Here is a 15707-nt window from a genome sequence, read left to right as displayed (position 1 = left end):
AAAATAAACTAGATAAAGATATAAAAAACCAGAAATTTGATCATTTTGAAATCTTCAAACAAAAAAATCCCTCAAGCCGAGTCAAGAGGGAGAGTTTCAAAGCATTTTTAATTATTTATTGTTGTTTTACATTGCTGATGGCTAATAATGACTAGGCAACCTGAGACTGTGGTGTTTTGACTTTTGCATGTAAACGATTTTCAGCAGCATCTAAACTTGGTACTGCCGCAGAAGGAAGTACTTCATCTTGTTCAATCTGTTTGTTAATGCCTAAGTTTTGATTGGCTTGTTGTGTTTTGGCTTTTACAACGTCAGCACGTTGTCCTTTGGCTGGTGCCCATTCTAAAATAGGTAAAGCACGTGCGACAGCCAAAGTGATACGGTCTTGAATATGTTCACTTTTAATGGTGTATTCAGGTGTGAAATCACGATCTGTTGCGTAAACGCCAATCGGTAAAGTCTGTGCTTGGAAAAAGCTAAATAAAGGACGTAATTGGTGTTCTAGAACCAATGCATGACGGTCACTACCACCAGAAGCGGCAAGCAGAACAGGAACATCGACCAAGGCCGTTTGCTCAACGAAGTCAAAGAAATGCTTAAATAAGCCTGTAAATGAAGCACGATAAACAGGTGTGCCGACGATTAAAGCATCCGCAGCCTCAACAGCAGCTAAATCATTTTGGACACGTTGTGGAAGTTGATTGCGGTAAATTGCTCCACCCAATAGCTGCCCAATTTCACTAAATTTAATAAAATGCACATGAATTGGGGTCGCTTGACCCAGCTCATCAATAATCGCTTGAACTAAGCTTTCTGTTTTTGATGGATTGTTTAACCCCCCTGAAACAGCAACGATATTTAATGGTTTTTGTTGAGTGAAAATAGACATTTTGGCAACCTAATCAAATTAATCTCGGAATACCATTTATTAATCTACATTGCAGGATATGCTGTAAAATAAGCAAAAACAGATTGGTTATCAGTTTTTAATATAAATCAAAATTAGAAGGGGTAATTATGATATAAATCTTCTAAGTTGTTGAAGCTAAAATATATTATAAATTTAAATAAGTAATTCATTTTTATGTCTTTATTTTATACTTAAAAGTGATATTTAAATCTCAAAATGAATAAATCGCTTAAAATCTTTAGGGAATTTTAATCAACGCAAACAAATTATCCAAAAAATCGTTAATATTTACGTATCTTAAATAGCAATAGTGCGGTTAGAATGAAAGAACTCTGCTAGAGATCTCTCGCTTCGCTTATGAATATTTTAATCGTTGATGATCATCCACTGTTTCGCCATGCGTTAATTCAGGCAGTTCGTTATAGTTTGCCACAAGCTCAGATTAGTGAAACTGCGGCTGTAAATGAATTTTATGAACGTTTGGAAAATGGTCCAGAACCAGACCTCGTCTTGTTGGATTTAAATCTGCCGGGTGCGTCAGGTTTCTCTGCATTGGTACATGTACGTGCGCAATATCCGTCACTTCCAATTATTGTTGTTTCAGCGCATGAAGACGCATCGATTATTCAGCGTGCGATTGCACATGGCGCAATGGGGTACATTCCTAAATCTGCACATCCAAGCCATATTGGTGAAGCGATTCGTCAGGTTTTAGAGGGTGACATTTGGTTACCACCAAATTTACCTGCGGCTAATATGAATTTTGATCCGCGTGCAGCAGATGAAACGGCTTTGGCAGAACGTATTCAGTCACTGACGCCACAGCAATTCCGTGTATTGATGATGGTGGCAGAAGGTTTATTGAATAAGCAAATTGCATACGAACTAGAAGTTTCTGAAGCAACCATCAAAGCACATGTGACAGCAATCTTCCGTAAACTTGGTGTGCAAAATCGTACTCAAGCTGTATTGGCAATCAATGCACTGAATATTGAAGAAAAGAAAGTTTAAATGATCTAAATCCAAAAATTTAGAGCCATAAAAAAGACCTCATCATAGAGGTCTTTTTTATACCACGTTCTTATTAAGTTTTAAGCCAAACAATCTTGTTTAGAGACTAAATCAGGGCAACCCAATGGGTTTAATGCACATTTTAAGTCATCAATTTGATCTTGGGTGACATAGCCTTTAGATTTTAAATAATCTGCAACACGATCATCTCGTAAACTTAGGAAAGCTGCATCATATACGCCTAAATCGACAAACAAAGCCGCGGTTTCTAAGCTATTAAAACGATCTAGGAATACATCATTTCCATACATCAAGAAAATATGATCATAATCTGCCTGTGGGTCTATGTTTAACCGATGAGCCAAGGTGCTTGGTGATGTTTTAATGAAAAGTAAGTCTGACAATTCATCAAACTGAGTCATATCCAGAGTATCTTGACCAGATTTTACTTTACCTAGCCATGCTTTAAACACCAGTACTGCACCACCACGCAGCAACATGCTCCACATTTGGTGACGCACTTCATCACTTAAACAATCACACTCATCTTCTAGACCTTGTACAAACAGCTCTTCTTGTTGTGCTAATTTATCAAAAAGTCCTAACCCTTGTGGATGAAATGCAGCAGGTGCGAATACATCAAATTTTAATTCTTCAAAAACTTGTAGAGCTAAAGGAACAGCACTTTGATAAATCGTATTTAGAGCTTGGAGTTGTGCATCTTGTAATTTGGTTTGTTTGAAAAGATCTTGCCAATCGATTGTAGGCAACATGGCATTGGCACCATATTGACGATGGAATTGTTGAGTTTGATGAATTCCATGTGGAACAGCTTCTGAAATATTCATGGTTCAAATCCTATTAAAATTGATGACGCATCAACATTGCATCCCTGCACATCAAAGCGTGGTTTTGTGATCTCCAATTCTTGAATTATTTGAGATGCAATATGAATACGACTAAAGTTGTATGTGGTATAAAATGAGGTTTTTTATTTTTATAAATCAATTCATTATGAATTTGTAACCAAGTATACAAGTGTATAGTCGCTATTTTGATCTTCTTTGCCATAGAAAACGTGCGTTTGAAATCTTTGGTCAATGAATGTCTGATATTTTGAGTAATTTTTGAATGCTTTTGCATAGTGTAAGAAAAAAATTGCTATTTCACTTAAAAAAAACCGCCATAAAATGATTTCATGGCGGTTGTAAATGTTTCAAAACATTCTATAAAGTTTCAATATTTTCTAAAAATACAGATTAGAAACTATTTAGAAATCTTCAAGCCCGATAGCCAAGCGCGTAATGAAGCGGGTTTAAGCGGTTTTTTCAGTAACACCACATTTAAGTCTTTGACGCGTTGTGGCAATTCAGGATCTGAATCTGCTGTAATCAATGCCATAGGCACATTTTCCTGACGATGATTGATAATAAAGTCTAAACCTTCTTTGTCATCATTTAAGTGCTGATCAACCAGCCATACTTGAATATTTTCTTGTTGAATAATTTCAAAAGCTTGTTCAGGTTCTGTGGCTTTAAAGACTTGATAACCCCATTTTGTCAATAGTGTGCTCATACCTTCTAAGATCGTTTCATCATTGTCTAAACACAAAATTTTATAGGCTTTGGTTTTGAGCGGTACAGCTTGTACAGGTGTACTCACTATTTTAGGTGCTTCAACAATAGGCACTTCAATCATAAAACATGAGCCTTTGCCCAGTTCAGAATAAACATGGACAGGGTAATCCAGTAAGCTGGTCATACGTTGAACAATGGCCAAACCGAGTCCTAAACCTTGCTCACCCCAAGGAGAAGTATGCCCACAACGTTCAAATTCTTGGAACAATTTAATACGTTGTTCTTCAGCGATTCCAGGTCCCGTATCCCACACACCTATGCGAATGTAGTCTGGACGAGTTGTATGACGTAATACACCAACAATTATACGACCACGTGCGGTATAACGTAATGCATTACTGACGAAGTTTTGGATAATACGACGAATCCATTGTGGATCTGTATCAATCCAAAATTGAGCATCGTGTACATGCAATTGAATATCACGTTGTGCTGCAATGGATCTAAATTGTAATTCCAAATCACTTAGTAGATCGTGTAAAGGATACGCTTGACGCTTCGGCTGGATTGAACCGCCTTCTAAACGAGCAATATCTAATAAGGCAGAAAGCATACTTTCTGCGCCGTATAATGCACGATCAAGTTGTTGTAGTGTTTTACGGTCTTCGTCAGATTGGACACTTTGTTCCAAGGCTGTACTGAATAAACGTGCAGCATGCATAGGTTGCAATAAATCATGGCTTGCCGCAGCAATAAAGCGGCTTTTCGACATATTGGCTTTATCTGCTTGTTCGCGGGCCAGCTGTTGTTTAGATAAAGCATCTGCAAGTCGTTGAGTACGATCTGATACACGTGCTTCAAGGATCGCTTCATTTTCACGGAATGCAGTAATATCTGCAAAAGTGGTGACGAACCCTCCGCCTTCAATGGGGTTGCCTCGCATTTGAATCACACGACCATCTTTACGGATACGCTCAAACTCATGTGCGCTACCTGCCTTCATCCAGTGAATACGTTTACGCACATGTTCTTCGACTGAACCTGGACCACATTCACCGCGTTCAGCGTTATAACGAATTAAATCTGCGATTGGACAACCGACATAGACTAAATCTTTTGGATAATCAAAAAGTTTTAAGTATTGATTATTCCATGCCACCAAACACATATTTTCATCAACCACACTGACCCCCTGAGTCATGTGGTCAATCATGGTCATAATCAAGTTTTGATTAAAACGCTGCCATTGTGAAGCTTGATCGAGAATATTGGCGACTTGCCCTAAAGCCAAACCATTATTCACCATTGCAGTGGTGAGTAAGGTACGTGCAGAAGCTGCACCAATCGTTCCAGCCAAATATTGTTCTGTAAATCGCCACCACATGCCATTGGCACTGCTATTTTCATTCATGACCACATTATTCATGGTACAAAATTGATGAAATGCATGTGTTGTTGGCCCTTCACCTGTAATACGTTTCGCCAATGCAATCAGATCGCCAACTTTTAATTTGGCAACATCATGATGTAAGTAATTAATATCAGTCGATGTACTTTGTGCAGGTAAAGGCTTGGTTTCATAGTAGAAGAAACTTTCGGCTTGGATTTGTTCTGCAATACTTGGACGATATATTTGAGAAACCCAAATATAAAGCATAATGTTTAAACCTAATGCCCAAATGACGCCGTGCGTCAACGGTGCAAAAGATTCAAAACCCAATAATGCTTCAGGTCTAAGCCATTCGATTCCTACAGGGCCATACATGAGAAATTCATGTGCAAATTGGCTATATTCGATTGGTAGGCTGCGTAGAATAGTTGGGAGTAAAAGGGTATACGCCCAAACAATATAACCGACGACTAAACCTGTGTAGACGCCTTGGCGACTACCACCACGCCAGTACAAGCCCCCAATTAAAGCAGGTGAAAACTGTGCAACAGCACTGAACGCCAATAAACCAAAAGTTGAGAGTTGGTCAATATCATTAAAGAAATGGAAGAATAAAAAGCCAAGTAACATCACAGCTAAAATGCATATACGCCGTGTGAATTTCAGCACTTGAGGCAGGCGTTTATCATGACGGGATAACAGTCTAAATTTCCACAAAGCAGGCATGATTAAGTCATTACTGAGCATGATGGACAGCGCAACTGAAGAAACCAGTAACATCCCTGTTGACGCGGAAAAACCACCTAAAAATGCCAGAAGCGAGAGCCAATCTTGGTTATAACTGATGGGTAATGATAAAACTGCAACATCTGGAATGGTTAAATATTTCGGTGCTGCATGCAAAGCCCAACTGGCAATTGGAATGATGGCAATAATGGTTAAAATTAAATAGGCTGCGAACCAGCGTCGTGCGCCACGGATATGTTTTTCATCACGTAACTCAACCACAGCGACATGAAACTGACGAGGTAAACAAATAATGGCAAGCGCCGCTAAAAGTGTTTGTATCCAAAAAGTATCGGGGACACCAAATAATTGAACTTCATGAAATGTTTTTTGAACATCGTGAGAAATTTGAATAATATTTTCGGGATGATCAAAAATAAAGAAAAATGCGACACAGAGTAAGGCAAATAATTTAACGAAAGATTCGAACGCGACAGCTAGCATTAAACCACCATGCTGCTCTGTATTGGCAATTTGTCGTGTACCAAAGATCATCGCTAAAATGGCTAAGACAGCGGTTAAAGCCAACACACCATTGGTTGTGGTCGATAGCACTTGGGTATTGTGATCTAGCATGACCGATGCACTCAGTGCAATCGCACGGAGTTGCAACGCGAGATAGGGGATAATTGCAATTACAGCAAGTATGGTGACTAAAGAAGCAAGCGTCCCGCTTTTACCATAGCGAGCGGCAACAAAGTCGGCAATCGATGAAATGGCATGGTGCTGACGAACTCGACCTAAACGTCGCCAAATATCATAGCCAAGCCAAACAAATAACAGCGGGCCTAAATAGATTGGAAGAAAAATAATCCCTTCACGTACTGCGGCGCCTGTTGCTCCATAAAATGTCCAAGATGAGCAATAAACCCCCAATGTTAGACTAAAGAGAAGCATTCTTCCGCGTGTGCTTAATCGACTCGCATGCTTCTCTCCAAAGAAGGCACAAACGAAGAGAATTAAGATGTAAAGGGCTAAAACCCCTATAATTAACCAACTGTTCATAAGGACGCGAGTATAAAAATCTAGCTGTATAATAACGCATACATGAACTGACTCACCCATTTTGATCAAAATTTAACGACCAAAGTCTAAGTTACGAGAACCCTACAACATTGTTACTTTTAGCCTTGTAAAAAATGATTAAAAAAGCAACCAGCATTCTGGTCGCTTATACAAGGAGTATGGTTATGGATGAGAGACAGGTAGATGCGATTCTACACAATCCAAAATTCAAGGAAATGGTTGCTAAAAAAAGTAAATTAAGCTGGACGTTAACTGCAATTATGTTGTTTGTTTACGTCGGATTTATGCTTTTAGTGGGTTATAACAAAGAATTTCTATTGACGACAGTTTCACCAGGTGGTGTTACGACTTGGGGTATTCCTTTAGGTCTAGGCATTATTGTTCTATCTTTCGTGTTATGTGGTGTGTATTCATATATTGCCAATAATAAATTGGATCAATTGACAAGTGATGCCATGAAAGAAGTTGAAGCCATCGCACATGAAAAAGGACTGCACTAAGATGAAATGGAACTCTTTAAAAACTAAAGCAGCTCTAGCATCTACTGCACTGCTTTCTACGTTTGCTCAAGCGAGCCCTGATTTAGGTGCAGCAGAGCAACAAGCGACCAATTGGCATGCGATTATCATGTTTGCCATCTTTGTCGGTTTAACATTGTTCATTACCAAATGGGCAGCGAAACAAACCACAAGTACACAAGACTTCTATACTGCTGGTGGTGGTATTTCAGGTTTCCAAAATGGTTTAGCGATCGCGGGTGACTATATGTCAGCAGCATCGTTCCTCGGTATCTCCGCAATGGTGTTTAGCTCAGGTTTTGATGGCTTGCTTTATTCACTAGGCTTTATGGTTGGTTGGCCAATCGTATTATTCTTGGTTGCTGAACGTTTACGTAACCTAGGTAAATATAATTTATCTGATGTGGTTTCATTCCGTTTGGAAGAAAAACCAGTACGTACACTTGCAGCAATCAGCTCATTGGTTGTAGTTGCTTTCTATCTGATTGCACAGATGGTGGGTGCGGGTCAGTTAATCAAACTATTATTTGGTTTGAACTATAACATCGCCGTTGTGATTGTTGGTCTTTTGATGATGGCCTACGTAATCTTCGGTGGTATGTTAGCGACAACTTGGGTACAAATCATTAAAGCGGTGATGTTGCTTTCAGGTGCGACTTTCATGGCATTTATGGTGATGCATTCTGTCGGTTATAGCTTCTCTGAAATGTTCAGACAGTCTATTGATGTATTTGCAAAAGTACATGAGATTAGTGTTGACGAAGCAAGTCACATCATGGGACCGGGTAAATTAGCTGCCAATCCACTCGATGCATTATCTTTAGGTCTTGCATTGATGTTTGGTACAGCAGGTTTACCACACATTCTTATGCGTTTCTTTACTGTGAAAGATGCGAAAGAAGCTCGTAAATCAGTTGTGGTTGCAACAGGTTTCATTGGTTACTTCTACTTATTAACCTTCATTATCGGTTTCGGTGCGATCCTTTTCGTATCAAACAACCCACAATTTATCGACGTTGCTAAAATGGCAGTCACTGGCAAGTTAGAACTTGTTGGTGGTAATAACATGGCTGCGGTTCACTTGTCTGATGCTGTCGGCGGTGACTTGTTCATGGGCTTCATTTCAGCAGTTGCGTTCGCAACGATTCTTGCGGTTGTTGCTGGTTTGACATTGTCAGGTGCTTCAGCAATCTCTCATGACTTGTATGCAAACGTATTTAAGAAAGGTCAAACGACTCCTGAATCTGAATTACGTATGTCTAAGATTGCGACTTTAGGTCTTGCTATTTTTGCGATGATCTTGGGTATTGTATTCGAAAAGCAAAACGTTGCGTTCATGGTCGGTTTGGCATTTTCTGTAGCAGCATGTGCAAACTTCCCAGTGCTTGTACTGTCAATGTTCTGGAAAGGTCTAACGACTCGTGGTGCAGTGATTGGCGGTTTGGCTGGCCTTATAACAGCAGTAACTTTAATTATCTTATCTAAAGCAGTTTGGGTAGATACATTAAAGATTTCTGATACACCAATTAACTCATTTAATGGTCCTGCGATCTTCGCTATGCCACTTGCATTCTTCTGCTGTTGGTTCTTCTCTGTAACTGATAAATCAGCACGTGCTGAAGCTGAGCGCAAAGCATTTGATGCACAATATGTTCGTTCACAAACAGGTATTGGTATCTCTGGTGCTTCAGACCACTAATTGAAATATCACAATATCAAACCCTAAAAGCGCCTCTTCGGAGGTGTTTTTTTATGCATGTAGCTTTGTCATAAGTGTTGAATGAATAGGTGCTGAGAAGGTCATTCGGACATTTATTATAGATGCTAGTGTATGAGTATCGACTAAGTCATTTATTATTTCCATTACAAACCACAATTAAAATGATTCATGTCGTTTGCTAAATGTGTTAGTTTTCTATCCGATAAAAACAAACAGAACCTAAAAATATGCGTCCAGTGATTGAATTTTGGCAGGGCTTTAAATTATTACCTTCAGCATGGTTGTTATTGGTTCAATTGCTGATACTCATTTTATCTATCTATATCAATGACAGTAGAAGCTATCAAATTGTCACATGGCTATTAGGGGTCTTGGCATTATTAATTATTGCCAAAGTGATTCGCCAAACGCCTACATATACAGTGTTGGGTTTAACCTTTGTGACAGGTGCTTTTTTCTTATCTTTTTTGATGTTAATCGGGTTTCATTCAATCACTTTACAGGTCTTTACGCATTGCTTTGAGGCGGCAGCTTATTTTTGTGCGGCTTATGGTTTGATCCGTTATATGTTTGCAGACCGTTATCTAACTAAAGATGAGCTATTTGCAGCAGGTGCGGTATTTACATTAATCTCATGGGGATTTGCATTTTTATATAGCATTTGCCAGTTGCTTGTTCCACAAAGCTTTCAAAATCCAAACCATGTTGCCGATTATCAAACATGGTTAGATCTTTTATTTCTGAGTTTTAGTTTGCAGTCTGCAACAGGGTTATCCGATTTGATGCCCATCGCACCTGCAGCACGAGTGATTGCGATGCTACAAATGTTTTGTGGCGTGATGTATTTTGCTTTGATTGTCTCTCGAATGGTTGCACTGCAATATATAGACATTCGACCTAAAGAATAGTGTTGTGGTCTTGTTACATTTACTAAACTGCTGAAAATCATCATCCAAATTATAATAGACCCCGAACCCAATCGCTGTTCTACAGGGTTCGTCTTTTTTCACACCTGTGAATGCCTTTTCGACTTTAAAAAGTCTGTCCGTTGAATATAAAAACTGGGGGAAATATGCCTTCCAAAAAAGCAACTTGGTTTGCGAATGTCAATCCAAATGTTTTCTTAAGTACTGTTGGAATTATTGCGCTTTTTCTAGCTGTTGTTATTTTTGCGCCGAATGCTTTTGAGCTGATTACTCAACAAATGAACCAATGGATTACCACGTCATTTAGTTGGTTCTATGTATTATCAGTCGCTGTGTTTTTGATTGTTCTCGTTGTGATTGCTGTATCCGATATGGGCAAGATCAAACTTGGGCCTGATCATAGTCAACCTGAATATAGCAATGCATCATGGTTTGCGATGCTCTTTACAGCAGGTATGGGAATTGGACTGATGTTCTTCGGGGTTGCTGAACCCGTTATGCATTATGTCAATCCGCCAACAGGTGACCCACAAACCATTCAATCTGCCCAGCAAGCGATGCGGATTACCTTTTTTCATTGGGGACTGCATGCTTGGGCAATCTATGCCATTGTCGGTTTGACTTTGGCTTATTTTACGTTTCGTTATCACTTGCCACTCAAAGTTCGTTCAGGTTTATATCCGATTATCGGTCAACGGATTTATGGTCCTATCGGGGATGCTGTTGATACCTTTGCCACGATTGGTACGGTATTCGGTGTGGCCACGACTTTAGGCTTTGGTGTAACTCAAATTAATTCAGGCTTAAGCTATTTATTTGGTTGGGAAAATAGTATTTCTAGCCAAATTTTATTGATTATTTTTGTCAGTATTTTAGCGTCGCTATCCGTTTTTCTGGGTTTAGATAAAGGGATTAAACGCCTTTCTGAGCTGAACTTGATTTTGGCATTGTTACTCTTGGGCTTTGTATTTTTAGCGAGTTCAAGTATTTATATTTTACAAGCCACCATTCAAAGTGCTGGGCAATATATTTCCAATCTTTTCACAATGACCTTCAATTTATATGCTTATCAATCAAATGGTTGGATTGGTGGCTGGACAATTATGTATTGGGCATGGTGGATTTCTTGGTCACCATTTGTTGGTATGTTTATAGCCCGAGTGTCTAAAGGGCGCACGATTCGTGAGTTTATCGTCGGTGTGTTACTTATTCCTACAGGTTTTACCTTGATTTGGATGGGTTTCATGGGCAATGCAGCATTATTCAGCATTCTTGAGCAAGGGCAAGTCGGGCTGATTGCCGCAGTACAAAAAGATTCATCTGTTGCATTATTTGAGTTTTTAACTCATTTACCATTTGCAGGTATTTCTAGCCTGATTGCGACAGTTTTGGTGATCCTATTCTTTGTTACTTCTGCTGACTCAGGTGCTTTAGTTGCAGATTATTTAACGGCCAAAACTGAACATTCACCAATCTGGCAACGTTTATTTTGGACAGCATTAATGGCTGTATTATCAATCATTCTTTTGATGGTAGGTGGTTTGGGCGCGCTGCAATCTGCCACGATGATGAGTGCTTTACCCTTTACCTTTATTATGTTGTTACTGTGTTGGGGATTACTCAAAGCTTTACGTTTAGATGTGACTAAAATGCAGGCTTTGCAAGAAGCAAGGATCACCCCGAGAGCTGTGCAAAATCCTCGCAGTTGGCAACAGCGTTTAGGCTTGATCATGCACTATCCACATAGTTTGGTAGAAGTGCAGCACTATATTCAACATGATGTTATTCAAGCTTTTGAAAGTGTACGTTTTGAATTTAAACGCCGTGATTTGAATGTCATTATTAATCCTGTAGAAGATGGCGTTCAATTGAGTGTAGATCACCATGATGAGTTTAATTTTATTTACAAAGTGATTGCACGAAAAACTGTAGCACCTAGTTTTATGATGAATGAGCAACATCAAGAGCGTGATGATTTTTATCAAGCAGAAGTCTTTTTAAAAGAAGGCGGGCAGAATTATGATGTTATGGAATGGACACAGGAAGACTTGCTACAAGACATTATTGACCAATATGAACGTCATTTATATTTCTTAAATGTGGTGAGAAATTAAATTTGTTTTACAGCGCATTCGATCTTCAAAAGCACAGAGTCTTTTCTTTATTTTTGGCAATTGAATGATTTGAGACGGTATATCCATCTGCAAGCGATGTGTTATTTCTACTTAACGTCAGTTCGGGATAAGCTTTGATGCAAGTTATTGAAAAGATTGATCAGGCACAGCGGAGTCTTACCGTTTAAAGTCAAGTGTAAGGATTAACCTTCGGTTCGACCTGAGAGGTATTACCTCGCAAGGCTTTCGGGATGAGTGGCACTGCCACGCAAGGGCAAAACCATTTGTCAGTCGCCAACTCGACAGATGCTATTAAGTACCTAATATATTGCAAAAACAGTATATTGCAGATCTTGCGGAATATATTCCTCATGCCTCGAACAATGCGACTGACGTTTCCGCGTATCATATAGTTGGGAATATATCTTATCTCGAACTCAGGTTACTTAAAGATTTAATTCCAGCAGTTAGGTCGAGAAATAAGATTGATCGAATATGTGAACATTATTTTAAAAATTCATATATGAAATGTATTTTTTGAAATGAGATACAAAAGAAAAGACCCAACTGAATTCAGCTGGGTCTTTTCTTTATCAATCTATCGTAAATATAAAACTATTTATGATTTCAATAGGATTTTATATTGTTCAAAAAGATCGATAACAAATTTTTATTCAATTTCTAATCACTTAGAAACGGAATTTAGCATTTACGCCAACAGTTTGCGTATCGCCAGCAAAATCAACAGCTTCGCCTTTGTTTGCTTGGTAGTTCGCATTTACATAGCTCGCGCCTACAGCAATTGCAGGAGTGATGAAGTAGTTTACATTTGCACCCCAAGCTGAATCAGGTGTACCTTCGTAGCTAGAAGCAGCATAAGAAGCACCAACGCTTAGTTTAGGATTTAAATATAAATCTGTTTTTAATTGGTATGCAGTAGCATCACCATAGATAATGCCAGATTCAAAACCAACAGCCATGTTTGTACCATCGATACCACCAACGTATTTAGTACGTGCAGTGATCGCATCTTGGTCTTCGCCAATTGTTGCAGCTTCAGCAGTTGCTTTAGCAACGCCGTTACCCATAACGTTGAATGCATCGATAGCAGCTTGGTCAGCAGCGCTTGTATAACCAACAGCAACTAAGAAGTTGTTTGTTGCTAAAGCACCAAATTCTAATGCATAACGATCGCCTTGATCATCAGAAGCATTATCGTTTTTGCTGTCAAGAATAGTATGGCTATAAGAAGCACTAGCGTATACAGGTAGGTATGGTGTAGGAAGGTAAGCTTCTGCTTTTGCACCGTAGTTATGTGCAATAACGTCGATACCATTTGAACCTAATTCACCGTAGTTATACGCTAAAGATACATTAGATGCTTGGTTTAAGAACGCTGCTTCAGCCAATGGACCTTTTGAAGAGTCAACATCTTTGAAGTAGAAAGTACCTTGAAGACCACCAGTGAAGTCTTTGTCATTTACAGTCGTATCGATGTACTCTGATTGACCTTGAACTTCGAATTGGTATGCTTGAGCGCCGGTCATGGCTAATAATAGAGCAGTGGCTAAACCGAGTTTTTTCATAATCTTTTCCAAGAGGATAAATTGGTGAAACAGACGGCATTGTATTGTAACAAGATATTAAGTCAATGATGTTTAAGGACATTGAGCGCTTGATAAATGTCAAAAAATAGAGTGGTTAAAAAACAAACATTTGATTCGTTTCAAGTCAACCCATAAAAAAATCAATCATAACAATCAAATAAATGAGTTATGAGGGATATTTCGTTAAGAAATGATGAAAAAATATAAAATTCTTTGATTAGTTTTATTGTAGAATTTTTTATTATAATCGGTATTACCAATTATAGGTTTAATTAAAACTTCATTATTTAGAATGTTTTTTTACATTACAGGCATAATAGGTGAATTGTGGTATTAAAAAATATAAAAATGATAATTAAATCTAAATAATTAAAATTATCGATAATTAATGCTGTATTTATTTGTTTAATCGGCTGTACAAAATCAGACATATTTCACATAATTGATAAATAAGGTTTACTGGTTTAAACTGAATTTTGTTCAAGTTTTAAAGTTTAATGCTCAACTTTCCCCAAAGTTGAGTTTTTTTTGCCTAAAAAATGATTACTCTAAATAATTAATATGAAGAATATTAGTCTGCATTATTCACATGATTATTACTTTTAGATTTGAGTTTATGATTACGTGGTTGCTTTTTTTACAAAAAAAATCCCAAATTTTATTCAAATCTGGGGTTTTTCGCCAAAATCTGAGGATTTCTAGTATTCTGCTGAAAAATACCAAATCGCCCTAATTAAGTGCATTTTGCATCATAATGATGCAAAAGTAAATGTTTGATTCGATATAATTTCAAAATAATGCAAAATATAAAGCGAATTTTTGTGAATGTGATAAAAATATAGTCATTTATACACTAGAGCCATTTCAAGCAATGAAACTTAAAATCAAGCTAAGTACATGTGCCGCACTGGCGAGTTTAATGCTTTCAGGGTGTATGTATGATTCAAAATCTAGTCATACAACCGTTCTTTCAGATCGGCAACAAGAGATTCCTTTCTTATTTAATGAAGCTCATACTCAAGCAGTATTTGTCACCTATGATGGTTTGCAATTAGAAAGCTATGGCAATGATTTAAACAGGGCAAAGACTCAATATATTCCAGCATCGACTTTTAAAATGCTCAATGCACTGATTGGTTTGCAACATCACAAAACGACCGATACAGAAGTGTTTAAGTGGAATGGTGAAAAACGTTCGTTTTCTGTATGGGAAAAAGATATGACCTTAGCTGAGGCTATGCAAGCTTCGGCTGTTCCCGTATATCAAGAGCTTGCAAGGCGCATTGGTTTAAATTTGATGCAAAAAGAAGTCAAAAGAGTTTATTTTGGAAATACTCAAATTGGATCACAGGTTGACAATTTTTGGTTAGTGGGCCCATTAAAAATTACCCCTGAACAAGAGGCTCAATTTGCTTATCAATTGGCAATGAAACAGCTTGCTTTTGATCCATCTGTGCAACAGCAAGTCAAAAAGATGTTGTATATAGAAAGCCGTGGCGATACAAAACTTTATGCTAAGAGTGGTTGGGGAATGGATGTTGAACCGCAGGTCGGTTGGTACACGGGGTGGGTAGAACAAGCCAACGGTAAGGTGACAGCTTTTTCTTTAAATATGCAAATGAATAAAGGTGATGATATCGCTCAACGTAAACAACTGACACTGGATGTTTTAGATAAACTGGGATTGTTTTTTTATTTGAGATAGTACGGAAATTAAAAAAATGCCCAGTTCATTGGGGATAACTGGGCATAAAAGGGTATATATTTTCAAATAGTGATATTTTAAATCTCTATCATGAGGTCCATTTTATTTATATTATATTTATATGTAAAGTGTTTATTTTCAATGCATTCTATCTAAAAAACCGATGATAAGTAAAATTCTAAATAAGTGAATGAAAGCAGAGTTTTTTTATAAAAATTTAAAATAAATATAGTGATTTAAATGTATATTTTACATACAATCTCTGGATTACTTATGTGAATAAGTGAAGTTTATTTCACGAAAATATAAAAAGATAAGTCATACTGAATCTGAAAAAATTAAGCTACATGTGTATATTTTTAATATGATTTTTATTTCTCAATAGAATAGGGTTTGGTGGTGTATCAAAAAGTATGC

General features: G+C 37.9%; 10 protein-coding genes. 6 read left to right on the top strand and 4 right to left on the bottom strand.

The features are described from left to right. Positions 1–151: 151 nt before the first annotated feature. Positions 152–889, bottom strand: coding sequence for an FMN reductase (gene msuE / locus CDA10_RS13220; protein ID WP_089606049.1), 738 nt, complete (start codon positions 887–889; stop codon positions 152–154). Positions 890–1267: 378 nt separating this feature from the next. Here msuE and CDA10_RS13215 point away from each other — a divergent pair, with 378 nt between their 5' ends. After that, positions 1268–1921, top strand: a complete 654-nt coding sequence (locus CDA10_RS13215; protein WP_089606048.1) for a response regulator — start codon at positions 1268–1270, stop codon at positions 1919–1921. An 80-nt stretch (positions 1922–2001) separates the two neighbouring features. Here the strand turns inward: CDA10_RS13215 and CDA10_RS13210 are convergent, their stop codons facing one another. Then, complete coding sequence (locus CDA10_RS13210) at positions 2002–2769, bottom strand: hypothetical protein (protein ID WP_089606047.1); 768 nt, start codon at positions 2767–2769, stop codon at positions 2002–2004. Positions 2770–3187: 418 nt separating this feature from the next. Then, complete coding sequence (locus tag CDA10_RS13205; RefSeq protein ID WP_089606046.1) at positions 3188–6679, bottom strand: hybrid sensor histidine kinase/response regulator; 3492 nt, start codon at positions 6677–6679, stop codon at positions 3188–3190. 185 nt (positions 6680–6864) lie between these two features. Here CDA10_RS13205 and CDA10_RS13200 point away from each other — a divergent pair, with 185 nt between their 5' ends. The 4 genes from CDA10_RS13200 (at position 6865) to CDA10_RS13185 (ending at position 11978) form a co-directional block, all read left to right on the top strand. Then, the gene (locus tag CDA10_RS13200; protein WP_089606045.1) at positions 6865–7200 is read left to right on the top strand and encodes a DUF485 domain-containing protein; all 336 of its coding nucleotides are present in this window, start codon (positions 6865–6867) and stop codon (positions 7198–7200) included. Between the two features lies 1 nt (position 7201). Next, positions 7202–8917 carry a cation acetate symporter gene (locus CDA10_RS13195; protein WP_089606044.1) on the top strand — a complete coding sequence of 572 codons (1716 nt, stop codon included), beginning with the start codon at positions 7202–7204 and terminating at the stop codon, positions 8915–8917. A 248-nt stretch (positions 8918–9165) separates the two neighbouring features. Further along, positions 9166–9846 (top strand): ion channel, encoded by a 681-nt coding sequence (locus CDA10_RS13190; RefSeq protein WP_089606043.1) that lies wholly within the window; start codon positions 9166–9168, stop codon positions 9844–9846. A gap of 164 nt (positions 9847–10010) precedes the next feature. Then, a complete protein-coding gene (locus tag CDA10_RS13185) occupies positions 10011–11978 on the top strand; it encodes a BCCT family transporter (RefSeq protein WP_089606042.1) in 1968 nt (655 codons plus the stop codon). A gap of 689 nt (positions 11979–12667) precedes the next feature. Here CDA10_RS13185 and omp33-36 read toward each other — a convergent pair. Further along, on the bottom strand, positions 12668–13564 hold the full coding sequence (gene omp33-36 / locus CDA10_RS13180) for a porin Omp33-36 (RefSeq protein WP_089606041.1): 897 nt from the start codon (positions 13562–13564) through the stop codon (positions 12668–12670). Positions 13565–14456: 892 nt separating this feature from the next. On the opposite strand from omp33-36, the gene blaOXA reads away from it, so the two are divergent. Further along, complete coding sequence (blaOXA, locus tag CDA10_RS13175; protein ID WP_089606040.1) at positions 14457–15290, top strand: class D beta-lactamase; 834 nt, start codon at positions 14457–14459, stop codon at positions 15288–15290. The last annotated feature ends 417 nt before the right edge of the window (positions 15291–15707 follow it).

Source organism: Acinetobacter piscicola (genome assembly GCF_002233755.1).
Lineage (GTDB): Bacteria > Pseudomonadota > Gammaproteobacteria > Pseudomonadales > Moraxellaceae > Acinetobacter > Acinetobacter piscicola.
Note: the sequence above shows the minus strand (reverse complement) of the source record. Positions and strands in the feature narration are given on the sequence as shown.